Annotated in this window: 25 protein-coding genes and 1 tRNA gene; 8 read left to right on the top strand and 18 right to left on the bottom strand. The window is 72.3% G+C overall.

The window, feature by feature from the left end:
• Positions 1 to 62 precede the first annotated feature (62 nt).
• Positions 63 to 983, bottom strand: coding sequence for an oxidoreductase (locus AB0O28_RS33775; protein WP_363646633.1), 921 nt, complete (start codon positions 981 to 983; stop codon positions 63 to 65).
• Positions 984 to 1,084: 101 nt separating this feature from the next.
• Between AB0O28_RS33775 and AB0O28_RS33770 the strand changes: the two genes are divergently transcribed.
• Positions 1,085 to 2,014: a helix-turn-helix transcriptional regulator gene (locus AB0O28_RS33770; protein WP_363646632.1), complete on the top strand. Its 930-nt coding sequence runs from the start codon at positions 1,085 to 1,087 to the stop codon at positions 2,012 to 2,014.
• A gap of 27 nt (positions 2,015 to 2,041) precedes the next feature.
• Here AB0O28_RS33770 and AB0O28_RS33765 read toward each other — a convergent pair whose 3' ends face one another.
• Entirely contained in the window at positions 2,042 to 2,428 is a 387-nt protein-coding gene (locus AB0O28_RS33765) for a hypothetical protein (protein ID WP_363646631.1), read from the bottom strand.
• Between the two features lie 146 nt (positions 2,429 to 2,574).
• Positions 2,575 to 2,651 (bottom strand) — tRNA-Lys (locus AB0O28_RS33760).
• Between the two features lie 88 nt (positions 2,652 to 2,739).
• Between AB0O28_RS33760 and AB0O28_RS33755 the strand changes: the two genes are divergently transcribed.
• Positions 2,740 to 3,588 carry a MoxR family ATPase gene (locus AB0O28_RS33755; protein WP_363646630.1) on the top strand — a complete coding sequence of 283 codons (849 nt, stop codon included), beginning with the start codon at positions 2,740 to 2,742 and terminating at the stop codon, positions 3,586 to 3,588.
• The gene (locus AB0O28_RS33750) at positions 3,585 to 4,949 is read left to right on the top strand and encodes a VWA domain-containing protein (RefSeq protein WP_363646629.1); all 1,365 of its coding nucleotides are present in this window, start codon (positions 3,585 to 3,587) and stop codon (positions 4,947 to 4,949) included. Before AB0O28_RS33755 ends, AB0O28_RS33750 begins: the two co-directional genes overlap by 4 nt.
• 39 nt (positions 4,950 to 4,988) lie before the next feature.
• Here the strand turns inward: AB0O28_RS33750 and AB0O28_RS33745 are convergent, their stop codons facing one another.
• Positions 4,989 to 5,756 carry a nuclease-related domain-containing protein gene (locus tag AB0O28_RS33745; protein ID WP_363646628.1) on the bottom strand — a complete coding sequence of 256 codons (768 nt, stop codon included), beginning with the start codon at positions 5,754 to 5,756 and terminating at the stop codon, positions 4,989 to 4,991.
• A 152-nt stretch (positions 5,757 to 5,908) separates the two neighbouring features.
• Here AB0O28_RS33745 and AB0O28_RS33740 point away from each other — a divergent pair, with 152 nt between their 5' ends.
• Complete coding sequence (locus AB0O28_RS33740) at positions 5,909 to 6,538, top strand: TetR/AcrR family transcriptional regulator (protein ID WP_363646627.1); 630 nt, start codon at positions 5,909 to 5,911, stop codon at positions 6,536 to 6,538.
• Positions 6,539 to 6,557: 19 nt separating this feature from the next.
• Here AB0O28_RS33740 and AB0O28_RS33735 read toward each other — a convergent pair whose 3' ends face one another.
• From AB0O28_RS33735 to AB0O28_RS33720, 4 genes are read right to left on the bottom strand one after another with little or no spacing between them, the layout of a single operon-like run.
• Entirely contained in the window at positions 6,558 to 7,721 is a 1,164-nt protein-coding gene (locus AB0O28_RS33735) for an acyl-CoA dehydrogenase family protein (RefSeq protein WP_363646626.1), read from the bottom strand.
• Positions 7,700 to 8,872 (bottom strand): acyl-CoA dehydrogenase family protein, encoded by a 1,173-nt coding sequence (locus tag AB0O28_RS33730; RefSeq protein WP_363646625.1) that lies wholly within the window; start codon positions 8,870 to 8,872, stop codon positions 7,700 to 7,702. Before AB0O28_RS33730 ends, AB0O28_RS33735 begins: the two co-directional genes overlap by 22 nt.
• A 6-nt stretch (positions 8,873 to 8,878) precedes the next feature.
• A complete protein-coding gene (locus AB0O28_RS33725; protein ID WP_363646624.1) occupies positions 8,879 to 10,084 on the bottom strand; it encodes an acyl-CoA dehydrogenase family protein in 1,206 nt (401 codons plus the stop codon).
• Positions 10,084 to 11,034: a phosphotransferase family protein gene (locus tag AB0O28_RS33720; protein WP_363646623.1), complete on the bottom strand. Its 951-nt coding sequence runs from the start codon at positions 11,032 to 11,034 to the stop codon at positions 10,084 to 10,086. Before AB0O28_RS33720 ends, AB0O28_RS33725 begins: the two co-directional genes overlap by 1 nt.
• 112 nt (positions 11,035 to 11,146) lie before the next feature.
• On the opposite strand from AB0O28_RS33720, the gene AB0O28_RS33715 reads away from it, so the two are divergent.
• Both AB0O28_RS33715 and AB0O28_RS33710 read left to right on the top strand, forming a co-directional pair.
• Positions 11,147 to 11,743, top strand: coding sequence for a GNAT family protein (locus tag AB0O28_RS33715; RefSeq protein ID WP_363646622.1), 597 nt, complete (start codon positions 11,147 to 11,149; stop codon positions 11,741 to 11,743).
• A 105-nt stretch (positions 11,744 to 11,848) separates the two neighbouring features.
• Positions 11,849 to 12,430: a GNAT family protein gene (locus tag AB0O28_RS33710; protein WP_363646621.1), complete on the top strand. Its 582-nt coding sequence runs from the start codon at positions 11,849 to 11,851 to the stop codon at positions 12,428 to 12,430.
• Positions 12,431 to 12,508: 78 nt separating this feature from the next.
• On the opposite strand, the gene AB0O28_RS33705 is transcribed toward AB0O28_RS33710, so the two are convergent.
• Positions 12,509 to 13,081, bottom strand: coding sequence for a TetR family transcriptional regulator C-terminal domain-containing protein (locus AB0O28_RS33705; RefSeq protein ID WP_363646620.1), 573 nt, complete (start codon positions 13,079 to 13,081; stop codon positions 12,509 to 12,511).
• Positions 13,082 to 13,149: 68 nt separating this feature from the next.
• Here AB0O28_RS33705 and AB0O28_RS33700 point away from each other — a divergent pair, with 68 nt between their 5' ends.
• The gene (locus AB0O28_RS33700; RefSeq protein WP_363646619.1) at positions 13,150 to 14,307 is read left to right on the top strand and encodes an FAD-dependent oxidoreductase; all 1,158 of its coding nucleotides are present in this window, start codon (positions 13,150 to 13,152) and stop codon (positions 14,305 to 14,307) included.
• Positions 14,308 to 14,331: 24 nt separating this feature from the next.
• Here the strand turns inward: AB0O28_RS33700 and AB0O28_RS33695 are convergent, their stop codons facing one another.
• The 3 genes from AB0O28_RS33695 to AB0O28_RS33685 all read right to left on the bottom strand — a co-directional run bounded on the left by AB0O28_RS33695 (position 14,332) and on the right by AB0O28_RS33685 (position 16,853).
• The gene (locus AB0O28_RS33695; protein WP_363646618.1) at positions 14,332 to 15,219 is read right to left on the bottom strand and encodes a DMT family transporter; all 888 of its coding nucleotides are present in this window, start codon (positions 15,217 to 15,219) and stop codon (positions 14,332 to 14,334) included.
• Between the two features lie 167 nt (positions 15,220 to 15,386).
• Positions 15,387 to 16,349: a hypothetical protein gene (locus AB0O28_RS33690; protein WP_363646617.1), complete on the bottom strand. Its 963-nt coding sequence runs from the start codon at positions 16,347 to 16,349 to the stop codon at positions 15,387 to 15,389.
• Positions 16,350 to 16,496: 147 nt separating this feature from the next.
• A complete protein-coding gene (locus tag AB0O28_RS33685) occupies positions 16,497 to 16,853 on the bottom strand; it encodes a VOC family protein (RefSeq protein WP_363646616.1) in 357 nt (118 codons plus the stop codon).
• 128 nt (positions 16,854 to 16,981) lie between these two features.
• Here AB0O28_RS33685 and secA2 point away from each other — a divergent pair, with 128 nt between their 5' ends.
• Positions 16,982 to 19,249: an accessory Sec system translocase SecA2 gene (gene secA2, locus AB0O28_RS33680; protein WP_363646615.1), complete on the top strand. Its 2,268-nt coding sequence runs from the start codon at positions 16,982 to 16,984 to the stop codon at positions 19,247 to 19,249.
• A gap of 30 nt (positions 19,250 to 19,279) precedes the next feature.
• Here the strand turns inward: secA2 and AB0O28_RS33675 are convergent, their stop codons facing one another.
• The 6 genes from AB0O28_RS33675 to AB0O28_RS33650 all read right to left on the bottom strand — a co-directional run bounded on the left by AB0O28_RS33675 (position 19,280) and on the right by AB0O28_RS33650 (position 26,138).
• Positions 19,280 to 20,545 carry a hypothetical protein gene (locus tag AB0O28_RS33675; protein WP_363646614.1) on the bottom strand — a complete coding sequence of 422 codons (1,266 nt, stop codon included), beginning with the start codon at positions 20,543 to 20,545 and terminating at the stop codon, positions 19,280 to 19,282.
• Between the two features lie 268 nt (positions 20,546 to 20,813).
• A complete protein-coding gene (locus AB0O28_RS33670; RefSeq protein WP_363646663.1) occupies positions 20,814 to 21,347 on the bottom strand; it encodes a cellulase family glycosylhydrolase in 534 nt (177 codons plus the stop codon).
• Positions 21,348 to 21,497: 150 nt separating this feature from the next.
• Positions 21,498 to 22,460 (bottom strand): zinc-dependent alcohol dehydrogenase family protein, encoded by a 963-nt coding sequence (locus AB0O28_RS33665; RefSeq protein ID WP_363646613.1) that lies wholly within the window; start codon positions 22,458 to 22,460, stop codon positions 21,498 to 21,500.
• 208 nt (positions 22,461 to 22,668) lie between these two features.
• Positions 22,669 to 23,991, bottom strand: a complete 1,323-nt coding sequence (locus AB0O28_RS33660) for a lanthionine synthetase LanC family protein (RefSeq protein WP_363646612.1) — start codon at positions 23,989 to 23,991, stop codon at positions 22,669 to 22,671.
• A gap of 81 nt (positions 23,992 to 24,072) precedes the next feature.
• Positions 24,073 to 25,806 carry a SulP family inorganic anion transporter gene (locus tag AB0O28_RS33655; RefSeq protein WP_363646611.1) on the bottom strand — a complete coding sequence of 578 codons (1,734 nt, stop codon included), beginning with the start codon at positions 25,804 to 25,806 and terminating at the stop codon, positions 24,073 to 24,075.
• Positions 25,803 to 26,138 (bottom strand): metalloregulator ArsR/SmtB family transcription factor, encoded by a 336-nt coding sequence (locus AB0O28_RS33650; protein WP_363646662.1) that lies wholly within the window; start codon positions 26,136 to 26,138, stop codon positions 25,803 to 25,805. Before AB0O28_RS33650 ends, AB0O28_RS33655 begins: the two co-directional genes overlap by 4 nt.
• Between the last annotated feature and the right edge of the window lie 4 nt (positions 26,139 to 26,142).

Raw genomic sequence — 26,142 nt, 5'->3', positions numbered from 1 at the left:
AGCGGGAGCCTCTCACGGCGCACCGACAATCCGGGGCGGTGCAGGGACAGCCCAGGCCGGGATCAGAGGTAGGTGACGCCGGTCAGCGCCTCGGCCGCGGTCCACAGGCGCCGCCCGACACCCGGGTCGGCCGCCTCCGTGCTGGGGCGGACCTCCACGACCCGGCCGCGCGTCTCCATGAAGCCGGACGGTCCGAAGAACTGGCCGCCGCGCACATCGGGCGCGGTCGCGGCGAAGAGCTGGGGCAGCGCCCCCCGCTCGGCCGGCTGCGTCACCAGCAGCCCGCCCCGGGCGAAGACACGCCCGATCCGGCCGCGGTGTTCCCAGGCCCTGGGGGTGAGATTGCTCCTGGACAGTCCGGGGTGGGCGATGACGCTGACGACCGGTGAGCCCGCGGCGCGCAGCCGGCGGTCGAGTTCGAGGCCGAAGACGGTGGTGGCGAGCTTGGATCGGCCGTACGCCCGGCCGGCCTTGAAGTCGCGCCGCGACATCAGGTCGTCGAAGTCGAGGTGGGCGTTCTTGTGGGTGATCGAGCTGAGGCTGACCACCCGTGCGGCGTCCGCCCGCCCGAGGGTGTCGAGCAGCAGGCCGGTGAGGGCGAAGTGGCCGAGCATGTTGGTGCCGAGCTGCAGCTCGAACCCGTCGGCCGTCGTGCGGGCGGGGCCGAGGAGGACCACGCCGGCGTTGTTGACCAGCAGGTCGATCGCCGGGAAATCGGCGGTCAGGTCCTTCGCGAACGCGTGCACCGACGCGAGCGAGGCCAGGTCGAGCTCACGCACCTCGATCTCGGTCCGTGGCGCGGAGCGCCGGATCGCCTCGGCCTCCCGTTCGCCGGCGGCGGTGTCTCGCACGGCCATCACGACGTGTGCCCCGCGCCGGGCGAGTTCGGTCGCGGTGACCAGGCCGAGCCCCGAGTTCGCGCCGGTGACGACGGCGACCCGGCCGTGCTGGTCGGGGATGTGACTGGCGTTCCAATCGGTCATGGCGACGACGCTAGGACGGAGTCACCGGATTTCGGTCGCACGCGTTTGCCTGGGAACGCCAGACCTACCTTGGGCGCGGACCGCAGCGGCAGACTGGCTTCATGGCCGTCAACCACCCGTACGCCCGCGAACTCGGCGACTTCCTGCGTGCCCGGCGCGGCCGGTTGCGCCCGCAGGACGTCGGCCTCGAGCCGGGGCCCCGGCGCAAGGTGGCCGGCCTGCGGCGCGAGGAGGTCGCGCTGCTGGCCGGGCTGAGCACCGATTACTACCAGCGCATGGAGCAGGGCCGTGAGGTGCGGCCCTCCGACGAGGTGCTCGACGGCCTCGCCTCCGCGCTCGACCTCGACGACGAGGAACGCCGGCATCTGTTCACCCTCGCGCGGGCGGCGCGCCGGCCGGCGGCCGTTCGCACCCGCCGGGCCCCGGAACGCGTGCCGGACAGCACCCGGCGCCTGCTGCACGTGATGAACACCCCCGCGGTCGTGCTCGGCCGGCACCTCGACGTGCTCGCGTGGAACACCTTCGCCGAGGCGCTGCTCGGCGATCCGGAGCCCCTGCCGCCGGGGCGGCGGAACATGCTCATGGTGTTGTTCGAGGACCCCGGAACCCGGGCGCGCTGCCCCGACTGGGAGACCACCGCCCTGGAGTACATCGGCATGCTGCGGGCCGCCGTCGCGACCGATCCGACCCATCCGCGCGCGACCACGATCATCGGCGAGCTGAGCATCCGCAGCGCGGACTTCCGCCGGCTCTGGGCCCGGCACGAGGTGCGCGAGACGGTTCACGGGACGAAGCTGTTCCGGCACCCTCAGGCCGGCGACATCACCCTCGACTGGGACGTCTATCCCCTGCCCGGCAATCCCGGTCCGGTCCTGCTCGTCTACACGGCCGAGCCCGGCACCGCGGACGCCGAACGCCTGCAACTGCTCGCGTCCCTGTACGCCACCCGGGAGACGGGTAAGGCCCAGACCGAACGGCCCGGGCCTGCCGAAGTGGTGCGCCGCCTGGGACTCGAACCCCGGATCCGCTGAGCGGAGTCTGTCCCACTCCCGTGACCGTCAGACGGCTGAGACCACCGCGACGACGATCAGCACCAGCAGAAGCGCCAGCATGCCGCCCGCGAGCGCCAGGGACGTGATCGCGCAGCCCTTTCCGTTCCACGGCTGGGGGGCGGGGCCGAGGGCTCCTCTGAAGAAGGTCCACATGGGGGCGCGGTATTCGAGTTCGAGCGCCATGCCGGGCTGCAGCCAGATCGTCAGATCCGCCGGACCGATCTGTGGGGGGAGGAGATAGGGCAGATGGACGTGGAGATGGTGTTGGCCGGGAGGAAGCGGGATCGTGTTGCGTCCCCACCGGCCCGGCGCCTGACGGCCGTTGATGACGATCTTCGGCGTGATCATGGCCAGCATGAAACTCAGCCAGTGCCGCTTCACGTCGATAGTCACCTGCGCCCCCGGAGGAGCGGGTGGGGGCGGCTGACTCCAGGGGGTGGGGGGCACCGGCGGATGCATGGCGCCCATGCTACTGCCGTCCTGATTTTTCATGAATGAAAAGCCCCAGGCCGGTGACACTGTGGCCTGGGGTTTCTCGCTGGTGCGCCGCCAGGGACTCGAACCCCGGACCCGCTGATTAAGAGTCAGCTGCTCTAACCAACTGAGCTAGCGGCGCAGAGCTCTTAGAGGTTATCGCACACCTCAGATTGGTCAAAACCGGGCTAGAGTAGAACAACATTCGGTAGCAGCGGTTGGGAGCGCGCATGTGGTTCGCCTCGCCTGACGAGGTCCGGGAGCGGCTGACGGCCGCCGGCTACCTTGCCGACGACGGCATCGCGACATCGGTGTTCCTCGCCGGGGCGCTGGGCAAGCCGCTGCTGGCCGAGGGACCCGCGGGGGTGGGCAAGACCCAGCTCGCCAAGGCCGTCGCGGAGGCGACCGATGCCCGGCTCATCCGCCTGCAGTGCTACGAGGGCCTGGACGAGGCGCGGGCGCTGTACGAGTGGAACTACAAGAAGCAACTGCTGCGCATCCAGGCCGACGACGGCGCGTGGGACGACATCTTCTCCGAGGAGTTCCTGCTGGAACGCCCCCTCCTGAAGGCGATCAGGAGCGAGGAGCCCACCGTGCTGCTCATCGACGAGACCGACAAGGCCGACGTCGAGGTCGAGGGGCTGCTGCTGGAGATCCTGTCCGACTATCAGGTCACGATCCCCGAGCTGGGCACGATCACCGCCGTGCGCCGGCCCTACGTCGTGCTGACCTCGAACGCGACCCGTGAGTTGTCCGAGGCGCTCAAGCGGCGCTGCCTCTATCTCCACCTCGACTACCCCACGCCGGAACGGGAGCGCGACATCCTGCTCGCGCAGGTCCCCGGACTGCCCGCGGGCATCGCCGAGCAGTTGGCCCGTACGGTGGCGACGCTGCGGGCGCTGGAGCTGAAGAAGTCGCCGTCGATCGCGGAGACCGTCGACTGGGCGCACACCCTGCTCGCCCTCGGCCGTACGGAGCTGGACGAGGCGCTGATCGGCGAGACGCTGGGCGTGGTGCTCAAGCACAATTCCGACCAGGTGCGGGCCGCCAAGGATCTCGGCCTGCCGACACGGTCGTGACTCCCCCGGCGTCCCTCGTGGACCGGCACGTCGGGTTCGTCCACGCCCTGCGGGCGGCCGGGCTGCCGGTCTCCCCGGCCGAGGGGCTGGACGCGGCCCGCGCGCTCATGGTCGTCGACCTGGCTCAGCGGGAGACGCTCCGGGAGGCGTACGCCGCGACGCTGGTGAAGCGGCCCGCGCACCGGCCGGGGTTCGACACGCTCTTCGACCTGTGGTTCCCGCCGGTGATCACCGGCGCCGAAGGCACCGCCGTCGCCGCGGACGCCGAGCTGCCCGAGCTGCCCGAGCTTCGCGAGCGGCTGGCGGAGCTGCTGATGGGCGATCCGGCCGATCCCGCGTTCCGGGAGTTCGCCCGGACGATGGTCGGCCGGTTCGGGCAGGTGCGGGCGGCGCCGGGCAGGCAGTCGTGGTTCTCCTTCCCGGTGCTGCGCGCGCTGTCGCCCGAGACGCTGGTGGCCCGGATGCTGAACGCCATGCTCGACGAGCGCGGCGGCCTGCCGGAGAAGGTCGCCCGGCGGCACGTCGAGCGGACCGTCGGAGCGTTCACCGAGGCCGTCGCCGCCGACGTACGCCGCAGGATCGCCGAGGAGTCGGGCGTCGAGAAGATCGCCAGGTCGGCGGTCCGGCCGCCGATCGACCGGGTCGACTTCCTGCGCGCGACCAAGGACGAGCTGGCCCGGCTCCGGCGGGAGGTGCATCCCCTCGCCCGCCGCCTGGCCACCCGGCTGTCGATCCGGCACAGGCGCGGACGGCGCGGACGGCTCGACTTCCGGCGCACCGTGCGGGCCTCGCTGTCCACGGGCGGGGTGCCGCTCACCACCCATCTGCGCCCGCCCCGCCCGCACCGGCCCGAGCTGGTCGTGTTGTGCGACGCCAGCGACTCGGTCTCGACGTTCTCGCACTTCACGCTGTTGCTGACGTTCGCACTGCGGGAGCAGTTCACCAAGGTGCGGGCCTTCGCGTTCGTGGACACCGTGGACGAGATCACCCGCCTGTTCGCCCCGGGCGCGGACGTGCTCGACGCCATCGGACGCCTCACCGACGAGGCCGACATCGTCAGGTTCGGCCGCACCGACTACGGCCACGTCTTCGAGCGCTTCGCCGAACGGTTCCCTGACGCGGTCGGTCCCCGGACGTCGCTGCTGATCCTGGGCGACGCCCGGTCCAACTATCAGGCGCCCGCGCTGGGCACGCTGAAGCGGCTGGCCGGGCAGGCCAGGCACGCCTACTGGCTCAACCCCGAGCCTCGCGCCCAGTGGGACACCGGGGACTCCCTCGCCACGTCGTACGGCTCGGTCGTCCCCATGCACGAGTGCCGCAACGTCGCCCAGCTCGCCGCCTTCGTCGAGACTCTGGCCTGAGTCGGTTCCCTTCGCCCGAATCGACACGGCCGATAGTGCTCAGCTCATGCGGCGCAGGATGCGGGCCGCCGTACGGGCCAGCAGCTCGATCTGGTCCTCGGTGAACTCCGTGGAGCCGTGGGTGCGGACCCAGCGGGCGATCCTGCGCGGGTAGGCGACGGTCAGCCCCTCGCCGTGCAGCACGCCGCCCCTGGCCTTGATCTTCCCGCCGTGCACGGCGAGCACGGGGGCGATCGAGACCTCGATGCCGGTCTCCTTGGTCAGCAGCGCGGCCAGCGACCCGGCGGCGGAGATGAGCCCCTTGGCGACCGAGGTGCCGAACTTCTCGTCGAAGAACAGGCGCTCGCCGTACCGCGCGATCAGGGTGTCGGGCGACCACGCCTCGTTGTCCACGATCCACACGCCGCCCGGCCCGATGACGAGGTGGTCGATCGACGCCTCACCGGGCACGGCCCGGCCGTCCATGACCCGGTAGCCGTGCCGGCGCAGGCCGAGGCGCAGCAGGCGCCCGGTGCGCACCTCGCCTCGGCGCTTGCCCCGCCACACCGCCGTACGCTCGTGCAGGCGCCAGGCGATGAACAGGTCGGTGCCGCCCGCGAGAAGGGCCAGCCCGATGCCGGCGGCGAGCATGTTGAGACCGAGCCGCGGACCCACCAGATTGCCGACGACGAACCCCGCGGCGGTGATGACGGCCCGCACCCGGATCCGGTTCTTGCGTCCGGCGAACCAGAACGTCTCGTACAGGTTCTGCGGCGAGGCGCCGGTGAACTTCTCGTCCCTCGGGACATAAATGGACCCACTAGGCACGCGAACCCCCCACACTAGGCATGCGGCTTTCACCGGGATACCCGAACGGGAATCCCAACCCTCCTAAGGTGAGGGAAGTAGCGCAGTTACGCCAGTGCCGCCCATTGACCGACCAGTCGGTACGCTTTACCCGAGAGACGAAGGAGGTCGGCATGGCCCGCCGCGTTACGGGGGATCGCGCGAACGGGGAGCGTCCCGTGAACGGCTCCCTGGAGGAGCCGGTACGGCAACGCCTGCTCGCCGAGGCGACCCGGTTGTTCGCCGAGCGGGGTTTCGAGAGCACGTCGGTACAGGAGATCGTCGCGGCGGCCGGCGTCACCAAGGGCGCCATGTACCACTACTTCGATTCCAAGGACGACCTGCTCCACGAGATCTACGCCCGGGTGCTGCGCCTGCAGATGGAGCGCCTCAACCGGTTCGCCGACGCGGAGGGCCCGGTGACCGAGCGGCTGCACGCGGCGGCGACGGACGTGGTGGTGACCACGGTCGACAACCTGGACGACTCCAAGATTTTCTTCAGGTCGATGCACCAGCTCGCGCCGGAGACGTACAAGAGCGTGCGGGCCGAGCGGCGGCGCTACCACGAGCGGTTCCGCGACCTCGTCGTCGAGGGGCAGCGCGACGGCGTCTTCCGCGGCGACATCCCCGCCGAGATGGTGGTCGACTTCTTCTTCGGCTCGGTCCACCACCTCGGCACCTGGTATCACCCCGAGGGCCCGCTGACCGGCCAGGAGGTCGGCCGCCACTTCGCCGACCTCCTGCTCAACTCGCTGCGACCCTGAGCAGGCCCGGAAACACCGCTCACGCGGGCGCGGGGAGGTCCGCGGGGCCGGCCAGCGCCTCGCGGTGGTCGCCCGGCGTGCCCAGCGCGATCTGGTCGGCCTTGGCCCGCTTGAGGTAGAGGTGCGCCGGGTGCTCCCAGGTCATCCCGATACCGCCGTGGAGCTGCACGCACTCCTCGGCGGCGTGCACCGCCACCGCTCCGCAGTGGGCCTGCGCCACCGCGACGGCCACCACCGCGTCGTCGCCCAGCGGTCCCGGCGCGGGCGCCTCCGCCAGCCGGGCGGCCGCGTTGCGCGCCGCCGCCCTGGCCCCCACGACCTCCAGCCATAGGTCGGCCAGCCGGTGCTTGACCGCCTGGAACGACCCCACCGGCCGGGCGAACTGCCTGCGCTCCTTCACGTACGCGACCGTCGTGGTGAGGCACCACTCGGCGACGCCGAGCTGCTCGGAGGCGAGCAGTCCGGCGCCGCGCACCAGTGCCTCCCGGGCCCAGGCCGCCTCCGGCCCGTCCGCCCTCGCGACGATCCGCGCCGGCGCCGAGTCGAACGACACCGTCGCGATCGGCCGGGTCAGGTCGAGCGAGGTCACCGGCGTCACCCGGACCGCCTCTCCGGCGGCTGGAGACGCCTCCACCGCGCACAGCCCCACGCCGCCGGCGAGCCGTACCGGGACGAGCAGGACGTCGGCGGCCTCCGCGCCGATCACCGCGGTGATCGAGCCGGACACGGTGCCGTCCTCGCCCAAGGTCGCCACCGGAGCCGGCGGCGCGTACGGCGAGGCGGCGAACGACACCGCGAGCGCGGCCGTCGCCTCCCCGGCGGCCAGCCGTCCCAGCAGCTCGCCGGCCACCTCTCCCCCCGCCGCCAGGAGCGCCTGGGTCGCGAGGACGGCGCTGGCGAGGAACGGCACCGGAGCCACGGCCCGGCCCAGCTCCTCCAGCACGACGGCGGCCTCGCGGGCCGAGGCGCCCGCACCTCCGAGGTCCTCGGGGATCAGCAGCCCGGCGACGCCGATGTCGCGGGCCAGCGCCTTCCACAGCTCCGTGTCGTACGGCGTGCCGGACTCCACGCGGTCGAGCACGGCGGACGGGGAGCACATGTCGGTGAGCAGGTCGCGCACGGCGGCCCGCAGCTCCTCCTCCACCTCCGTGTACAGCAGCGTCATCGGGGGAGGTCCTTCCATGCGACGTCCTTGTCGGCGCGCGGCTCGGCGGGCAGGCCGAGGACGCGTTCGGCGATGATGTTTCGCAGGATCTCGGACGTGCCGCCCTCGATCGAGTTGCCCTTGGCGCGCAGGTAGCGGTAGCCCGCCTCGCGGCCGACGAAGTCGACCGTGTCGGGGCGGCGGAACGTCCAGTCGTCGTAGGCCAGGCCGTCCTCGCGCAGCATCTCGACCTCGATGCCGGACAGCTCCTGGTGGAGCCGGGCGAAGGCCAGTTTCATGCCCGACCCCTCCGGCCCGGGATGCCCGGCGGCGAGCTGCTCGCGCAGCCGTACGGCCGTCAGGCGCATGACCTCCGAGTCGACCCAGAGCCTGAGCAGCCGCTGGTGCAGGTCGTGGGTGCGCAGCTCGGGCCGGGAACGCCAGGTCTCGGCGACGACGCCCATCATCGTGCGCCGCGCGGGGGTGCCGCCGATCGCGACCCGCTCGTTCATGAGGGTGGTCTGCGCGACCCGCCAGCCGTCGCCCACCTCGCCCAGCCGCAGCGCGTCGGGCAGCCGCACCTCGGTCAGGAAGACCTCGTTGAACTCGGCCTCCCCGGTGATCTGGCGCAACGGTCGCACCTCGACGCCGGGAGCGTGCATGTCGCAGACGAAGTAGGTCAGCCCGCGGTGCTTGGGGACGCCCGGGTCGGTGCGGGCCACGAGGATGCCCCAGCGGGCGGTGTGCGCGCTCGACGTCCACACCTTCTGGCCGTCCACCACCCACTCGTCGCCCTCGCGTACGGCGCGGGTGGCCAGCGTGGCGAGGTCGGAACCGGCGCCCGGCTCGCTGAACAGCTGGCACCACACCTCCTCCCCCGTCCACAGCGGCCGCAGGAAGCGCCTCTTCTGCTCCTCGGTGCCGAACGCGAGGATCGTCGGGGCGGCCATGCCGAGGCCGATGCCGATCCGGCCGGGCCGGTTGTCGGGCGTGCCCTTCAGCTCCCGGTCGGCCACGGCCTGCAGCTCCCGGGGCGCGCCGAGCCCGCCGAGGCCCTCGGGGAAGTGCACCCAGGCCAGGCCGGCGTCGAACCGGGCACGCAGGAACTCCAGACGGTCCGTGGCCGCCGGATCGTGCTCCTCGAGGAAGGCTCTGGCGCGCTCGGCGACCGACGCCTCATCCCATGCCACGACACATCACCCCATGTATTTCTTGAGTTCGCGGTAGGCCAGCGACCGCTTGTGCACCTCGTCGGGACCGTCGGCGAAGCGCAGCGACCGCGCGCCCGCCCACAGCGCCGCCAGCGGGAAGTCCTGGCTGATCCCGCCGGCGCCGTGCGCCTGGATGGCCTTGTCCAGGATCCACTCCACCGTCGCCGGGCCGGCGATCTTGATGGCCTGGATCTCGGTGTGCGCGCCCTTGTTGCCGGCCGTGTCCATCAGCCAGGCCGTCTTCAGCACCAGCAGGCGCAGTTGCTCGATGCGCACCCGCGACTCGGCGATCCAGTCCTGGATCACGCCCTGCCGGGCCAGCGGCTTGCCGAACGCCTCCCGCGTCAGCACCCGGCGGCACATCAGCTCGACCGCCCGCTCGGCCATGCCGATGAGCCGCATGCAGTGGTGGATGCGCCCGGGCCCCAGCCGTGCCTGGGCGATGGCGAAGCCGCCGCCCTCCTCGCCGATGAGGTTGTCCACCGGCACCCGTACGTCCTCGAACACCACCTCGGCGTGGCCGCCGTGGTCGGCGTCGTCGTAGCCGAAGACCGTCATGCCGCGCCGTACGGTCAGGCCGGGGGTGTCACGCGGGACGAGCACCATGCTCTGCTGCCGGTGTCTGGGCGCCTCCGGGTCGGTCTTGCCCATCACGATGAAGATCTTGCAGTTGGGGTTCATCGCCCCGGTGATGAACCACTTGCGGCCGTTGATCACGTACTCCCCGCCGTCCCTCCTGATGGAGGTCGCGATGTTCGTCGCGTCGGAGGAGGCGACATCGGGCTCGGTCATCGCGAAGGCCGACCTGATCTCGCCGGCCAGCAGGGGCTCCAGGTATTCCTTGCGCTGCCACTCGCTGCCGAACTCCGCGAGGACCTCCATGTTGCCGGTGTCCGGAGCGGCGCAGTTGGTGGCGGGCGGCGCGATGGCGGGCGACCTGCCCATGATCTCGGCGAGCGGGGCGTACTGCAGGGTGGTCAGCCCCGCGCCCTGCTCTCCCGGAAGGAAGAGGTTCCACAGGCCGCGCGAGCGGGCCTCGTCCTTGAGGTCCTCCAGCATCGGCGGCGGGCTCCAGCCGCTGCCGGCCGCCTGTTCGTGGAAGGCGTGCTCGACGGGGTGGACGCACTCGTCCATGAAGGCCAGCAGCCGTTCCCGGTAGCGGTTCGTGGTCGCGTCGAACCCGAAGTCCATCAGACCTCCATGAGCCCGCGGGCGACGATCGGGGCGACCTGGTCGCCGACCTCGGCGAAGCCCTCCCCCACCGTGAGCCCCTTCGTGTAACGGAAATGGATGCCCTCGGCGATCACCGCGAGCTTGAAGCAGGCGAGGCCGACATACCAGCCGAGCCGGGACAGGTCACGGCCGGACGCCTCGCCGTAGTGGGCGGCCAGCTCCGAGCCGGGCGGCGCCTCCCCGGCCTCGCCCCGGTCGAGCGAGGCGACCTCGCCGTACAGGAGGAACAGCGCCAGGTCGGTCAGCGGGTCGCCGAGCGTGGACATCTCCCAGTCGAGCACGGCGCGCACCTCGCCGCCGGCGATCAGCGTGTTGCCGAGCTTGAAGTCGCCGTGGACGATGGCCGGTGCGCCGGAGACGGGCACGTCGCGGGCGAGCCGCTCGTAGAGGTCGTCGATGCCCGGCACCTGGCGGCTGCGCGAGGCGTCGAGCTGCCGCTTCCACCGGGCGACCTGCCGCTGCAGGAAGCCGTCGGGCCTGCCGAAGTCGCCGAGGCCCACGCGCTCGGGAGTGATCGAGTGGAGCGCGGCCAGCACGTCCACCAGCCCGTGGGCGAGGGCCGGGGTGAGCGGCGGCTGCCCGCCCTCGACGTACTCCATCACGTAGAAGGGCGCGCCGACGACGTCGGGGTCCTGACACAGGTGATAGGTGCGCGGCACCGGAACGCCCGTGTCCTGGAGCGCGCTCATGACCCGGTATTCGCGGCCCATGTCGTGCGCCGTCGCGAGGACGTGCCCCAGGGGCGGCCTGCGGACGACGTACGTGCTCGCGCCGTCCCTGACGACGTACGTCAGATTGGACTTGCCGCCCACGATCAGCTCGGCGGTGAGCGGCCCTTCGGTCAGGCCCTCACGCCGCAGGCGCTCGGCGAGGCGGGTGAGGTCGAGGCCGGGCGGGTCAGCGTTCACTCCGCTAGCGTACCGACCAGACGGTATGTGTGTCGACAGGCGAAGTGGTCGCCGCCGATCGGGTCGTAGTGGCCATCCGCTCGCACCGTACGTCCCCGATAACGTCGGGCGCATGACCGCGAAGATGCCCTCACCGGCCGTGCTCGACGGCCACGTCGTACGCCTTGAGCCGCTCACTCCCGGCCACGTGCCCGACCTGTTCCTCGCAGCGCAGCACGAGGAGATCTGGCGTCACCGGCCGGAGCCCGTGCCTCAGATCGAGGACGACACGCGCCGGCTGGTGGACAAACTGCTCGCTGACCCCCGCACCACGCAGTTCGCCGTGATTCTCAAGAAGACCGGCCGGGCGATCGGCTCGACCGGCTACTGGGACGTCGGCGGCTTCGACGAGAGCGTGGAGATCGGCTCCACGTGGTACGGCAGGGCCCACTGGCGCACCGCCGTCAACACCGAGTGCAAGGTCCTGCTGCTCGACCACGCCTTCACCCTGGGGTTCGTCCGCGTGGTGCTGAAGACCGACATCCTCAACCTCCGGTCGCAGGCGGCCATCGAGCGCATCGGCGGCGTGCGGGAGGGCGTGCTCCGGCGGCAGTACCGCCGCCCGGACGGCACCTGGCGCGACAGCCCCCTCTACTCCATCCTCGACGACGAGTGGCCCGCCCACCGCGCCCGCCTGCTGGCCGCCCATCAGCCGGGACTTCCCGGCTGACAGAAGCAGGTGTCGATGGACCGGCCGGCACGATGGCGGTGCCGTCGCCGCCGTTCCGCCCCAAGTGGCCGTCCCCCGCGGCGTGGCCTCGGTAGCGTCTGCCGCATGACCGCGACGATGCCCGCGCCCGTCGTGCTCGACGGCCGCGTCGTACGGCTGGAGCCGCTGGCCCTCGACCACGTCGCCGACCTGTACGCGGCCGGCCGGGGCGACGAGGAGGTGTGGCGGTTCGAGCCGAGGCCGTTCCCCGCCTCACCTGAGGAGATGCACCGCCACGTGGCCGGCCTCCTCGCCGATCGCCAGACCACCCAGTTCGCCGTGATTCTCAAGGCGACCGGACGGGCGGTCGGCTCGACGGGTTACTGGGACGTCTGCCGCTGCGACGAGAACGTGGAGGTGGGGTCCACCTGGTACGCGAGAGCCTACTGGCGTACGGCCGTCAACACCGACTGCAAGATCGCGTTGCTCGACCACGCCTTCACCCTGGGGTTCGTCCGGGTGATGCTGAAGACCGACATCCTCAACCTCCGGTCGCAGGCCGCGATCGAGCGCATCGGCGGCGTGCGGGAGGGCGTGCTCCGACGCCAGCGACGCCGCCCCGACGGCACCTGGCGGGACAGCCCCGTCTACTCCATCCTCGACGACGAGTGGCCCGCCCACCGCGCCCGCCTGCTGGATCGTGTCTGACAAATCATGGCCCTGCCGCCCGTGGCCCAGGCTCGCGACGGGCAGCATTCGTCAGACGCTCCCTGACCCCCCGATAGATCACATCCCGGCGATGATGCGGAGCAGTTCCCGGAAGGCTGCGTCCAGCTCCTCGACGGGCGGCACGCCCCCCGCTCCCACGACCGCGTCGAACAGCAGCCCCTCGACGTACGCGACCATCTGACGGCCGTGCCGTACGGGGTCGGGCGAGCCGGCGGCGGCCAGCATCGCGGCCGCGTGCTCGCGGAAGCGGCGCCCCATCTCGTCGTACGTCTTGCGCAGTTCGGGACGGCGGGTCGCCTCCAGCGCCAGTTCGTATCGCGCGATCGTGGTCTCCCGGTGCACGGTGACCGCCGCGTACGTCATTTTCGCCAGGAGGTGCGCCGCCGCCTCGCCCTCGGGCATCCGGTCATCGGGTGTCACCGCGGCGGCGAAGACGGCCTCCTCGCGCTCGGCGAGCCGGGCCAGCGTGAGCTCCAGCAACGCCGCGCGCGTGCGTGCGTGGTTCGAGGTGGAGCCCGGCGGCAGCTTCGCGGCCTCGTCGACCGCCCGGTGAGTGAGGCCGCGCATCCCCCGCTCGGCCAGGATCGCGATGGCCGCGTCCGCGACGAGGACCTCCCTCTGACTGCTCACCCCCTCATCGTAGAGGCGCACTACGCTTGTAGTACGCTCACTACAGTTGTAGTAACGAGGAGGCGGGCATGGCGCACGCGGTGGTGATCGGGGCGGGCATCGGCGGACTGACGGCGGCGCTCGCCCTCGCGCGGAAGGGCTGGTCGGTGACCGTCCTGGAACGGGCGGCGTCGATCGAGCCGGTGGGCGCCGGACTGGCGGTCGCACCCAACGCGCTGCGGGCGCTCGACGTGATCGGGGCCGGGGACGAAGTCAGGAGGCTCGCCGCCATTCAGGGCCGCAGCGGCATCCGCGTGCCGGGCGGCGGCTGGCTGTCGCGGACCACGGCCGAGGACGCCGCCGCCCGATACGGCGACCCGATCGTGCTGCTCCTCCGGTCCGCGCTGATCGGCATCCTCGCCGGGCGCCTGCCACGGGGCGCCCTGCGGGTGAACACCCGCGTCGAGTCCGTCGAGCCCGCGACCGGCCGCGTCACCGTGGCGGGGACGGGGGAGACGATCGATGCCGACCTCGTCGTGGCGGCCGACGGGATCCGGTCCCGGACCCGCGAGGCCCTGTTCCCCGGGCATCCCGCTCCGGTCTACGCGGGCGTGACGAGCTGGCGGGCGATCGTGCCGCTTCCCGGTGTGACCGGCGCGTCGGAGGCTGTGTCGGCCTCAGAGACCTGGGGCCCCGGGCTGGTCTTCGGGGTCATGCCACTCGCCGGCGGTCAGGTCTACTGCTACGCCACCGCGAAGGTCCCCGCGGGCCTGCGCGCGGCGGACGAGAGGGACGAGCTGCTCCGGCTGTTCGGCCGCTGGCACGATCCGATCCCGGCGCTGCTGGAGGCCGCGGACCCGGCGGCCGTGCTCCGCCACGACATTCACTGCCTCGACACCCCGCTGCCCGCCTTCCACGCGGGCCGGGTCGCGCTGCTGGGCGACGCGGCGCATCCCATGACGCCGAACCTCGGACAGGGAGCCTGCCAGGCCATGGAGGACGCCGTCGTACTCGCCGGGCGCGTCTCACCTGACGGCGATCCGGCCGCCGGCCTGGCCGTCTACAGCAGGGAACGGCTGGCGCGGACGACCCCGATCGTGCGGCGCTCGCGGGCCGTCGGCCGGCTCACCCGCTGGCACAACCCGGTGGCGGTGGCCCTGCGCGACGGCGCGATGCTGGCGGCGGGCGCACTCGGGCCGAACGTCGCCATGCGACAGGGCGACCAGATCTTCACCTGGTCGCCCTGACGGCCGAGAGACGCGGCGAGGAGGTCAGGCCGCCTCGGACGCGCCCACCGGGGCACCTATCCTGTCCGGCCCCGCAGGTCCGGCGGCGGGCTTGGCGTGGTCGGGGGCGAGCCGGCCCAGCGTGATCGTCCCGGCGATCAGCAGGCCGGCCGCGAGCAGTGCGGGGATCGCCTTGTCCAGGTCGGTGGGCAGCGACTCCCCGAGCAATACGGCTCCGGCGGTGACCGAGGTGATGGGATCGACGACCTGAACCCCCGCGTAGGCGATACCGAAGTAGCCCACGGCGTACGACTTCTGCAGCAGCACCACGGCGCAGACCAGCAGCACCGGGATGGCCAGGGTGAACCAGTGGATCAGGCGGCCGAGGTCGCCTTCGAGCCCGCCGCCGACGACCCGGACGAACGTGGACACGGTCGCGGTCACCGCACCGGCTCCGATCGCCATCAGCAGCGCTTTCGCCGGGCCCCTCAGCCGGCGGGCCACGGTGAACGTGACGGCGACCACCAGGGCGATGCAGCCGATCAGCTCAAGGGCGTGCGCGTCGGACAGGACCGGGGTCACGTTGTGCGCCGGAACCAGCAGCATCAGGCCGAGCAGGCCCACCGCCACCGCGACCGATCCGGCGATCTCGGCCCGGCGCGGGCGTCTGCCGTGCAGCGTCGCGGCGAGCGGCACCGCGAAGACGAGGGTCGCCACGCTCACGGGCTGGACGACGACCAGCGGAGCCAGGCTGAGCGCCACCGCGTGCAGGGACGCCCCGGTGAAACCGATGACCCCGCCGATCCACCAGCGGGGCCTTCTGACGAGAGCGAGGGTGGCCCCCTCGCTCACCGCTTCGAACTGCTGCAGCGCCGCACCCAGGGCGTATCCCAGCGCGCCGACGAGGGCGATGGCCACTCCCACCCAGGTCATGCGCGCCCGCCGGTGTGTCGAGAAATCACCACGCAAGCTTAGTGGGACCCGGCACGCGCCACGGGAGCCTGCGACACAAGTAGGGCTTTCCGGGCAGGCCACCTTCCCGGTCAGGCCGGCCGGGATCCGCGACCGGCGCGGATCCCGGAACGAGCGGTGTGTGCGGCTCAGTCGACGCCGCTGGACAGGGCGATGTCGATGACCCCGGTGTTCTCGGTCACCCAGGTGGCGGACAGCCCGCCCTCCTTCACCAGGGCCTCGCCGTTGACCTTGAGCACGCCGATCCGCTTGCCCGCGAGCGCGAGCTCGAGGACGTTCAGGTTCTCCGTCACCCAGGGAGCCGACAGACCACCCTCCTTGACGAATGCCGCCCCGCCTCCCCGGACCACCCCGATGCGGTCGCCGGCCAGGACGAGCTGCTTCACGACCGTGTTCTCGGTCACCCAGGTGGCGGACAGCCCGCCCTCCTTGACCAGCGCGACGCCGTCCGCCCGGACCACGCCGATGCGGTCGCCGGCCAGCGCGAGCTGCATGGCGCTGTCGTGCTCCAGGACCCAGGTGGCGGACAGGCCGCCCTCCTTCACCCACGCCCTGCCGTCGGCCGTCAGCACCCCGATCCGGTTACCCGACAGCGCGAGCTGCTTGACGCCGTCGTGCTCCAGCACCCAGTTCGTGGACAGGCCTCCCTCCTTCACCCACGCCCTGCCGTCGGCCGTCAGCACCCCGACCCGGTTACCCGACAGCGCGAGCTGCTTGACGCCGTCGTGCTCCAGCACCCAGTTCGTGGACAGGCCTCCCTCCTTCACCCAGGCGCGGCCGTCCCCGGTGAGGACGCCGATACGGTCGCCCGCGAGCGCGACCTGGACGACCCCGTCGTGCTCCAGCACCCAGCTCGCCGAAAGACCGCCCTCCTTGACCAGGGCGTCGCCCCCGGCCTTGAGCACGCCGATCCGGGGCAGGGCGGCGGCCGCCTGCGCGGGCCCCCGTGCCTGCGACGGTGTACCCGACTGGGTACTCGGCTGGGCGCTCGCCGCGGTCGCGCCCAATCCGGCCGGCAGCAGGCCCGCCGCGCAGGCGAGTCCCGCCCCGAGGAGAACCAGGCCGGGACGGGTCGCCGATCGAGTCGTCATGAGTGCCTCCGCATCGCATCGGGCGGGCCCCCTGCCCGCCGAAATCGATCACGGAGAGACTAGATTCAATCGCGCGATGTAATCACGCTTCCTGCATCGTCAGGAGAGTCAGCCACACTGTGCCCATCGAGGACCACCGAGGCCACTTCATGACCTCTCCGGACACACGCAGAAAAGGTGGCCCTCCGGGTCGGCGAGCACCACCCAGTCGCCCGGCTGGAACTCCGGCTTGGACGCCCCCAGCGCGATGTACTCCTCGACCGCCTTGGCCACGTCGGGCACCCGTAAGTCGAGGTGGAACTGCTTGTCCCCGCCCGGCCAGGAGGGCGCCTTCCGCTCGGGCACACGCTGGAAGTAGATGCTCGTCGTGCCGTCGCCGATCCCGGCGTACTCGTCCTCGGCGTACTGCACGGCGAATCCGGTGATCTGAGAGTAGAACTCGGCGAGCTTCTTCGGCTCGGCGCAGTCGATGGTCAGGGCGATGAGCTTGGCGATCGTTGTCATGCCGCCATCCTGCCGCCCATACCTGTCAGGGAGTGTCAGGTACGCCCCACCACTGAAATCCTCACCGATAGTGGGACCATGAACCGGGCATGTGGAACCAGTCCGGCAGGCGAGTCGTTGGAGCGGGTGTGGCGCGGGTAGGTGCATGGATCAGGCGGTTCCTGGACAAGCCGGGAAGTGTCGACCTGGCTCCCTTCCAGCGGATCGTGGCCGAGGCGGGCGAACTGGAGGGCGAGGTGGCCCGGCGGGCCGCCCTTCGCCCCGCGGAGGTCGACCCCGCGTGGGTCGGCTCGGCCGACTTCTGCGCCGCGATGCGGGAGGCCGCCCGCCGGGCGCTCGGCCAGCGGCCGTACGACGTGCAGCTCGTCGGCATGCTCGCCATGCTGGAGGGCAATGTCGTGCAGATGGCCACCGGCGAGGGCAAGACGCTCGTCGGCGCCCTGACGGCGGCCGGGTACGCGTTGCGCGGCGCCCGGGTCCACGCGGTCTCTGTGAACGACTACCTGGCCCGCCGTGACGCCGAGTGGATGGGACCGTTGTACGAGACGCTCGGCCTCACCGCCGGATGGATCGCCGAGACTTCCACCCCCGAGGAGCGCCGGGCGGCGTACGCCTGCGACGTCACGTACGGAGCCGTCAGCGAGCTGGGGTTCGACGTGCTGCGCGACCGCCTGGGCACGGACCCGGCAGAGCTGGTCGTGCCCGCCCCCGAGGTCGCGCTGGTGGACGAGGCCGACTCGGTCCTGGTGGACGAGGCCCGCGTGCCGCTCGTGCTGGCCGGCACGGCCGACCCGGGCACGGCGCTGCCCGAGATGGCGGCACTCGTACGGCGGTTGTCGCGCGGCTACCACTACACGATCGACGAGGAGGGGCGCAGCGTCTTCCTCACCCCCAAGGGCACCGACACGGTCGAGAAGGCCCTCGGAATCGACCTCTACGAGCATCCCGGCGTGGTCACCCAGGTCAACCTCGCCCTGCACGCCCACGCGCTGCTCACCAGGGACGTCGACTACATCGTCAGGGACGGCAGGGTCCATCTGATCAACACCTCCCGCGGCCGGGTCGCGGTGCTGCAGCGCTGGCCGGACGGGCTCCAGGCGGCCGTGGAGGCCAAAGAGCACCTGCCGGCGTCGGAGACGGGCGAGATCCTCGACTCGATGACCGTGCAGAGCCTCATCCGCCGCTACCCGCGCGTGTGCGGCATGACCGGCACCGCGATCGCCGTGCACGAGCAGCTGCGGGAGTTCTACGACCTCAGTGTCGCGGTCATTCCGCCGAACAAGCCGTGCGTACGGGTGGACGAGCCCGACCGGATCTTCGCCACGCTCGAGGACAAGGAGCGGGCGCTGCTGGAGGAGATCGAGACCCGGCACGCCACCGGGCAGCCGGTCCTCGTCGGCACGCTCGACGTGGCCGAGTCCGAGCGCCTGGCCGAGGCCCTGCAGGCCAGGGGGCTGAGCGCGGCCGTGCTCAACGCGAAGAACGACGCCGAGGAGGCGCAGATCATCGCCAAGGCCGGCCGGCGCGGCGCGATCACGGTCTCCACCCAGATGGCCGGTCGCGGCACCGACATCCGGCTCGGCGCAGGCGACCCCGACGAGGAGCAGGAGGTCGCCGGGCTCGGCGGGCTCTACGTCGTCGGCACCGGCAGGCACGAGAGCAGTAGGCTGGACGACCAGCTTCGGGGCCGGGCCGGACGGCAGGGCGACCCCGGCGGCTCGGTGTTCTTCGTCAGCGGCGAGGACACGCTCCTCACCGCGTACGCGCCGGACCAGTCGCTGCCCCCGGCCGGCCGCGACGGCGTCGTGACCGGCGCCGACGCCGCCGGGCTGGTGGCGCACGCCCAGCGCGTCGCCGAGGGCGTCAACCTGGAGATCCACCGCAACACCTGGCGCTACACGCGACTGCAGGAGCGCCAGCGGGCGGAGGTCCTGGAGCAGCGCGACCGCGTACTGCACGGCGACGCCGGGGCGCGGGCCCTGGAGCGTGCCTGCCCGGAGCGCTACGGCGAGCTGTGCGAGACGGCGGGCGAGGAGACGGTCGAGCGGGCCGCCCGGCAGATCGTGCTGTATCACCTCGACCGCTGCTGGACCGAGCATCTCGGCTTCCTCGCCGACCTGCGTGAGGGCATCCACCTGCGGGCCCTCGGGCGGCTCAATCCGCTCGACGAGTTCAACCGCGAGGCCGTTCCGGCCTACCGGGCGATGCTCGACGAGGTCGAGCGGCGCGCCCGGGAGACCTTCGAGAAGGCCGACGTCACCCGCGACCTCGCGGAGCAGGGCCTGAAGCGGCCCACGGCCACCTGGACCTACCTGGTGCAGGACAACCCGTTCGGCTCGGAGTGGGACCGCGTGCTCAAGCGCGTGGCCGGAGCGCTCAAGGGCCGCAAGCGGTAGACGTCCCCCGGCCCGGAAGCGGCCGTCTTCCTACCGCTTGCGGTGACGGCCCGGCTGGTGGGAGGCGTTGTGAGCGTGGGCGGGGCGGCTCAGCAGGGCCTTGGCGCCCACGGCGACGAGGGCGCACACGACGATCGCGACCGAGAAGGCGGGAACGGCGGCGTTTTCGAGCTGTCCGTCCACCGCCGACGCGGGAGTGAACGCCGGGGAGGCCGTCGTCTCGCCGGTCCTCGTCCCCTTCGCGGCTCCCTTCACGTCCCTCTCGACGGTCTTCGCGGGGGCCTTCGCGGGGGCCTTCGCTGCGGCGGGCGCGGGGGACGCGACGCTCCTCGCCCCTGCCGTACCGGAAAGGGGGGTCATCCCTACGGCGGCCGCCTCGGCCTGCGTGCCCGGTGCCGCGGTGGCGGCGGTGGTGGCGGTGGTGGTGGTGGTGGCCGCTGCCTCGGCTTGCATGGCCGCTGCGGTGGTGGCGGTGGCGGGTTCGGTGGTGGCGGCGGGAGCCACCGACGGGGAGGCCACGGAGGCGGGACTCTCCTCCACCCCCGGCGTGGACGGCGTGGACGCGGGAGCCGGAGCGGCGTCCTGTGATGCCGAGTCCTGTGAAGCCGAGTCCTGTGATGGGGCGGGATTCGCCGTGGGGCAGGGAGGCGGAGGCTCCGGGTGGTCCTTGACCCCGTAGGCGCCCGTCGAGAAGGGCTTGGGCGCGCCCGTCTTGCCGAGGCCCCTGCCCCACTGGGTGATCACGTACTTCACCGGGATGTGGCCGAGACCGCCCGCGTCCTCGACGGTGAGCGAGTGCTTGTTCCAGGTGCCGCCGGTGAGTTCGGCGAACGTCTTGCCGTCGAGGTCGAGCATGACCCCGCTGCTGGAGGGAACGCCGGGGCCGCGGTCGCCGACGAAGAAGTCGGCCTTCTTCCCCTTGTAGACCACGTAGCCCTTGGTGCCCATCGGCCAGCTCGGGCTGGCGGCCAGGCCCTTCTGCATCGGCTCGCCCGACGCGGGGGCCCCGGTGTCGCCGTTGATGCCCGACCCGTCGTCCCAGAAGTACGACGCGGTCGTCTTGCCGGCGTAAAGGACGGTCTGGCCGTCGGCCGTCGGGCAGCCGACCTTCGGAATGGCGGGCGCGGTGGCCGCGTCCGGGATCGCCGCCTCGGGAACGGCGTCCCGCGGCTGCGGCTCCGTCGCGTCGTCCGCGTCCGGGAACCATCCGGTGGCGACGAGTGTGACGTCGGCGAGCATGTGCGGGGAGCCCGCCGGGGCGGGGCGGGCGGAGGCGTCCTGCCGGTGCGGGGGCACGGCGGTCGCGTGGTGCGTCTCGCCCTTCGCCGGGCTCGTCTGCTCCCGGAGGGCGTCGGTGTGGGGGTCCGCGTAGCTGGAAATGGGGGATCTCCTGACTGGTCACGGCTGGGTAACCGGACACTAAGCCAAGAACACCCCAAATCTCGACATCTCGGACGAAAACTTTACTTTTTGGACGAACTTCCCATGAAGTGGCAAAGTTAGGAGTGGACGCGCCCCCCTTCCCGGAGGGCTGGAGGGAAGGAGGGCACGCCACGTATCGGGATCAGGACGACAGCCGGCGAGCCCGCAGCCCGGCCCCCAAGGCGGTCGGGGTGCCGTTGTAGTGGCTGATCAGAGACGGGCCGGTGGAGCAGTCCCAGGCGTTCCAGGTCCAGCCGAGGTAGGACGCGCCCTTCGCGTCGAACCAGTTCATGACCTGGTCGATGAACCCGTGCGAGCAGGTGTTCTCACCGATCTCGCCGGCCACCAGCGGGACCTTGGCGGCCACGGGCGCGAGCCGGCTGTCCCAGCACGAGGTGCTGACGCAGGAGTTGCAGTTGTACACGTGCCACGCGGCGGCCAGGTTGTTCCGCGAGTCCGTGGGCTTGTACTGCAGCCACTGCGACAGGTCGTTGGAGTAGGCCAGGCCGCCCAGCATGATGATGTTGGTCGCGCCGGCGGCCCGCACCGCGTTCACCAGCGACTGGAAGCCCGCCACCTGGTAGGGGATGCCGGAGCAGGTGCCGCCGTCGCGCCAGCAGGCCCACCCCGAGGCGGCGCCGCCGGTCGCGCGCTCCGGGTAGGGCTCGTTGAACAGGTCGGGGGAGTCAACGGCGTCAGGGCAGCCGCCCCCGCCGAGCTGGGCGTACGGGGCACGGACAGGTGAAATTTTCAGACGGCCGGGAAGGTCTGGCTCGCTGGATGGGCAGCAGCGCGTGTGACCGGCGAGTGGCGTGAACCGCGAGGGCTACGGCGTCAGCACGATCCTGCCGAACACCTCGCCGGCGTCCATCTTCCGATGCGCCGACACGGCTTCCTCCAACGGCAGCACCTCGTGCACCACCGTGTGCAACTCGCCGCGACTCGCGGCCGCGAACTGCTCGGTCCTCACGGCACGCCGAGCGGGCCCGGTGACCGTGTCGGCGCTGAAGGTGGCGAACGACATCGACTTCCGGAACGCCGCCATCATCGTCGTGCCGAAGTCCGCCGGCGGCTGGCCTCCGACCGCACCGACGACCACCAGGCGGCCGTTCGGATTGAGCTTGCCGAAGAAGGAAGGCAGGTCCGCGCCGGCGACGACGTCGATGATGACGTCGTATCCCGCGGGAGCCTCCGAGCCCCCCTCGCCGGAGCGGTCCAGCACGTGGGTCGCGCCGAGCGTGCGCAGGCGCTCGCCGCGCTCGGCCGACGACGTCGTGACCGCGACCGCGCCGGCGCCGTCACGGGCCGCGAGCTGAACCGTCATGATCCCGATGCTGCCGGCCGCGCCACGCACCAGCACCGACTCGCCGGGAGCGAAGTGGGCATGGGCAAGGCCGAAGTGGGCCACCACACCGGAGCTCCCGAGCGTCACCGCGTCGACGGAGGACAGGTTCGCGGGGAGGGGAAGGATCTCCTCGACCGGAGCGATCGCCTGTTCGACGTAGCCGCCGCCCACGCCGGTGAACGCCCACACCCGCTGCCCGATCCATGAGGTGTCGACGTCGTCGCCCACGGCGACCACGGTGCCCGCCACCTCGCTGCCGGGGATGAGGCCCTCCTCGAAACCGTAGGCGGCCAGAGCACCGCTTCGGATCACGACGTCCGCGCCGCCGACGCCGATCGCCTCGGTCGCGACCAGCACCTGCCCGGCGGCGGGAGCCGGGGCGGGGAGGTCGACGACGGCCAGGCCTTCGGGACTTCCGAACGCCTGGATCACCACTGCTTTCACGGTCGTCACCACATTCTCGGATCGATCGGCACTGCTTCGGACCGTAACGGACGCCGCCGTCCGCATGACTGAAGTGAGAGCGGTGACCGGCCGTTTGCCTCACATCCTGCGTTCCGACGCTCTGGGCAACCGGGACCGCTCCCGCTCAGGGCACGGCCGGCACCGGGGGAGCCGCGAGAGAACGCGTGAAGACACGACCCGGCCGGAACTAGGCTTGGTCGCCGCGCAGGACGGCGGCGGGGATCGGGATGGCCGGGAACGGGTTGTCCGGCAGGAGGATCAACCGGCGCGGCGCGGCCTGCTCCGCGGCGTCCAGATGCAGCAGGGCGGTCCCGATGCCCGCGGCTCCCACCATGTATCCGGTGTCGGCCGTGACCTCCCCAGGGCGCAGCCGCCGGTACGCCTGGTACCAGCGGAAGCCGGCCTCGTCGCCCGCGGTCGCGCGCCCGATCAGGTCCTTGGCGAGCACGCGCGCGAAGTCGAGGTGCCGCTCGCGGCCCGTGGCCGCGTACAGGCCGACGAAGCATTCGATCAGCCCGGCCGTGCCGCAGCACAGGCAGGCCACGTCCCAGTGACCCGCGGGACGGGACCCGGGCACCCCGCTCTGCACGATCCCGTGCGCGAGCCGTTCCACCCAGTCGAGATCGCCCGGGTCGCCGGTCACCCGGTGCAGCTCGAAGAACATCCGGGCGACCCCCGCGGACCCCGAGCAGAAGCCGAGGTAGTGGAGCCGGCGCCCCTGCGGGAGGTGATGCGGCACGAGCGCGCACCTGTCGGTGACCACGCTGACCGTCCGGACGAAGTCGGCGCCCCGGCGGGCCGCCGCGAGGAACCGCTCGTCGCGGGTCACGCCGTACAGGCGGGCGAGCAGGAACGCCGTGCCCGCCGTGCCGGACAGGAATCCGGGGGTGACGGCGTCCACCGGCAGGTCGGGACAGGCGTCGCCGCCGAAGCGGTGCCCGGGGACGGCGAGGCCGGCGATGCGCCTGCCCGCCTCGATCGCCACCTCCTCGTACTCGGGGACGCCGAGGATGCCCGCCGCGTGCAGCAGGGCGAGCACGATCCCCCCGTCGCCGCGCTGCGCCGGGTCCCCCGTCCAGCCGACGCCGTCGCCGAACGGGCGGGCGTCGCGGGCGAGACGGGCGGCGGCGGCGCGGGCCGCCCCGAAGACCTCCTCGTCGCCCGTCGCCCATCCGGTCTCCGCCAGCGCGAAGAGCACACCGGCGAGCCCGTGGTAGAAGGTTGGGTCGCGCCGCTCGCGCCAGACGACGGCGAGCCGGCGGGCCCCCGCGAGCGCGTCCTCCAGGTACGCCTCGTGGCCGGTCGCCGCGGCGAGCTCGAGGAAGAACAGCACGACACCGGCCGCGCCGGAGTAGAGGGACGCGTCGTCACCGGCCGCGGCGGACCGCCCCCGGGGATCGGGGTTGGCCCGCCATCGCCGTCCCAGGTCGTCGTCGACCGCCGCCGACCGCACCCAGCGCGCGGCCGTGACGGCGGCGGTGACAGGGGTCTCACGGGGCCAGGCGCTCATCACCCCAGTCTCCCACAAAGCTGGTAGGAAATTAAGGCTATAACTCTTCCACTCCGCAGCCTACGGGCAGTGGCGCACCGATCACACCGTCGGCGCGGAAACGTCCGGGTGACGTGCGACGGCAACCGGGGATCCGGGCCGCCCGGACGGGAGGACGAGCAGCGTCCTCGCGTGGGTGATCGCGGACGGCGTGTCAGGGAAGACGAGCCCGTCGCGGCGCAGATGCCCGGCCACCCCGAGCCGGCTGAGGACCTCGTCGTGACCCGGCCGGATGCCCGACAGCAGCACGGTGATCCCCCTGCCCTCCAGCCGCGTGATCACGTCGCCGAGAACGCCCGCGCCGGTGGCGTCGATCGTGGACACGCGCGACATGCGCAGGATGACCACCCGCACGTCGGCGACCTCCGACAGCTCCAGCAGGAAGCGGTGGGCCGCGCCGAAGAACAGCGGGCCGTCGAACCGGTAGGCCACGATGTGCTCGGTCAGCAGGCGCCGTTCCTCGTCGCCGTGGTCGCCGGTCTCCAGCGGGACCTGCTCGATCTGGGCGCTGCGCGCGACGGCCCGCAGGGCGAGCACGACCGCGACGCCGACGCCGGTCGCGACCGCGGTGACGAGGTCGAAGACGACGGTCACGGCGAAGGTGAGGACCATGACCGCGGCGTCGCCCCGGGTGGACCTGGCGATGGCGCGCAGGGAGCCGACCTCGACCATGCGGACCGTCGTGGCCAGCAGCACCCCGGCCAGCGCGGCGAGTGGGATGCGCCCGACGAGGCCGCCCGCGCTGAACACGATGACGGCCAGCACGACGGCGTGCGTGAGGGAGGCCAGGCGCGAGCGGGCGCCCGATCGCACGTTGACCGCCGTACGGGCGATCGCGGCGGTGGCGGGGATGCCGCCGAACAGCGGGGAGACGACGTTCGCCAGGCCCTGCCCGAACAGCTCGCGGTCGGGGTCGTGCCGCTCCCCCACGCTCATCGCGTCGGCGACCGAGGCGCACAGCAGGCTCTCCAGCGCGCCGAGGGCGGCCACGGCGAAGGCCGCCGGAAGCAGCGCGCTGATGGCGCCGGGGTCGAGGAAGGGGTCGAGGAACCCCGCCGACGGCGCGGGCAGCCCGGCAGGCAAAGTCCCGATGCGGGCGACGTCCAGTCCGCCGATCTCGGCCACGACCGTGGCGGCCGCGACCGTGAGGAAGGAGAACGGCACCGCCGGCCGCCACCGCGCCCCCAGCAGCATGACCCCCGCGACCACGAGCGCCAGCACGATCGGCACCGGACGCGGGTCGCGCGCGAAGTTCGCGGCCGCGTCGCCGGCCGCCTGCCACACCCGCTCCCCTTCGCCCTTCACGCCGAGCGCCGCGGGCACCTGCTGGAGCGCGATCACGACGGCGATGCCCGCGGTGAAGCCCTCGATCACCGGTGCCGGCATGTAACGGGCGTACCTGCCGACGCGGGCCAGCGCGAGCACGACGAGCACGAGTCCGGCGAGCAGGCCGACCGCGAGCACTCCGCCCGGGCCGTGACCGTGCACGATCGGGACGAGGACGACGGTCATGGCGCCCGTCGGGCCCGACACCTGGAGGTTGCTGCCACCGAAGACGGCGGCGACCGCGCCCGCGACGACCGCGGTCGCGAGGCCGGCCTGCGCGCCCAGCCCGGAGCCGACCCCGAAGGCGAGCGCGAGCGGCAGGGCCACCACCGCGACCGTGAGCCCGGCGATCAGGTCGCGGCCGGGGCTGCGACGGGCCGGCCGCCAATCGGCGGGCGAGGGCAGCAGCCGCGCGACCCGCCCGTACAGCCGCCTGGCCGTGCCGGTCACTTCGCCGCCTCCGCCTGGAGCTCGGCCAGCAGCTCACCCTGGCCGGTGATCATCTCGGTGAGGATCCGCCGGGCCGCCGCGAGCAGGTCCACGACGTCGGGGGTGGCCAGCGAGTAGACCACCGTGCCGCCCTCCCTGACCGCGTTCACCAGGCCGGTACGGCGCAGCACGGCGAGCTGCTGGGACAGGTTCGACGCCTCCACCTCGATCTCGCCCAGCAGTTCGCGGACCGGGCGGGGGCCGTCCCGCAGGAGTTCGAGCACGCGGATGCGCACCGGATGTCCCAGGGTGCGGAAGAAGTCGGCCTTGGCCTGGTAGAGCGGGACGGGCATCGGG

This window comes from Microbispora sp. NPDC088329 (assembly GCF_040685655.1).
Taxonomy (GTDB): Bacteria; Actinomycetota; Actinomycetes; order Streptosporangiales; family Streptosporangiaceae; genus Microbispora.
The sequence above is the reverse complement of the archived record's forward strand: the minus strand, read 5'-3'. Positions and strand labels throughout refer to the sequence as shown.

What these genes read in the sequence shown, in the direction of transcription:
- AB0O28_RS33775 (WP_363646633.1), bottom strand. Translation starts at nt 983, where the DNA reads ATGACCGATTGGAACGCCAGTCACATCCCCGACCAGCACGGCCGGGTC.
- AB0O28_RS33770 (WP_363646632.1), top strand. Translation starts at nt 1,085, where the DNA reads ATGGCCGTCAACCACCCGTACGCCCGCGAACTCGGCGACTTCCTGCGT.
- AB0O28_RS33755 (WP_363646630.1), top strand. Translation starts at nt 2,740, where the DNA reads ATGTGGTTCGCCTCGCCTGACGAGGTCCGGGAGCGGCTGACGGCCGCC.
- AB0O28_RS33740 (WP_363646627.1), top strand. Translation starts at nt 5,909, where the DNA reads ATGGCCCGCCGCGTTACGGGGGATCGCGCGAACGGGGAGCGTCCCGTG.
- AB0O28_RS33735 (WP_363646626.1), bottom strand. Translation starts at nt 7,721, where the DNA reads ATGGAAGGACCTCCCCCGATGACGCTGCTGTACACGGAGGTGGAGGAG.
- AB0O28_RS33725 (WP_363646624.1), bottom strand. Translation starts at nt 10,084, where the DNA reads ATGGACTTCGGGTTCGACGCGACCACGAACCGCTACCGGGAACGGCTG.
- AB0O28_RS33715 (WP_363646622.1), top strand. Translation starts at nt 11,147, where the DNA reads ATGACCGCGAAGATGCCCTCACCGGCCGTGCTCGACGGCCACGTCGTA.
- AB0O28_RS33710 (WP_363646621.1), top strand. Translation starts at nt 11,849, where the DNA reads ATGACCGCGACGATGCCCGCGCCCGTCGTGCTCGACGGCCGCGTCGTA.
- AB0O28_RS33700 (WP_363646619.1), top strand. Translation starts at nt 13,150, where the DNA reads ATGGCGCACGCGGTGGTGATCGGGGCGGGCATCGGCGGACTGACGGCG.
- AB0O28_RS33695 (WP_363646618.1), bottom strand. Translation starts at nt 15,219, where the DNA reads ATGACCTGGGTGGGAGTGGCCATCGCCCTCGTCGGCGCGCTGGGATAC.
- AB0O28_RS33690 (WP_363646617.1), bottom strand. Translation starts at nt 16,349, where the DNA reads ATGACGACTCGATCGGCGACCCGTCCCGGCCTGGTTCTCCTCGGGGCG.
- AB0O28_RS33685 (WP_363646616.1), bottom strand. Translation starts at nt 16,853, where the DNA reads ATGACAACGATCGCCAAGCTCATCGCCCTGACCATCGACTGCGCCGAG.
- AB0O28_RS33660 (WP_363646612.1), bottom strand. Translation starts at nt 23,991, where the DNA reads ATGAGCGCCTGGCCCCGTGAGACCCCTGTCACCGCCGCCGTCACGGCC.
- AB0O28_RS33650 (WP_363646662.1), bottom strand. Translation starts at nt 26,138, where the DNA reads ATGCCCGTCCCGCTCTACCAGGCCAAGGCCGACTTCTTCCGCACCCTG.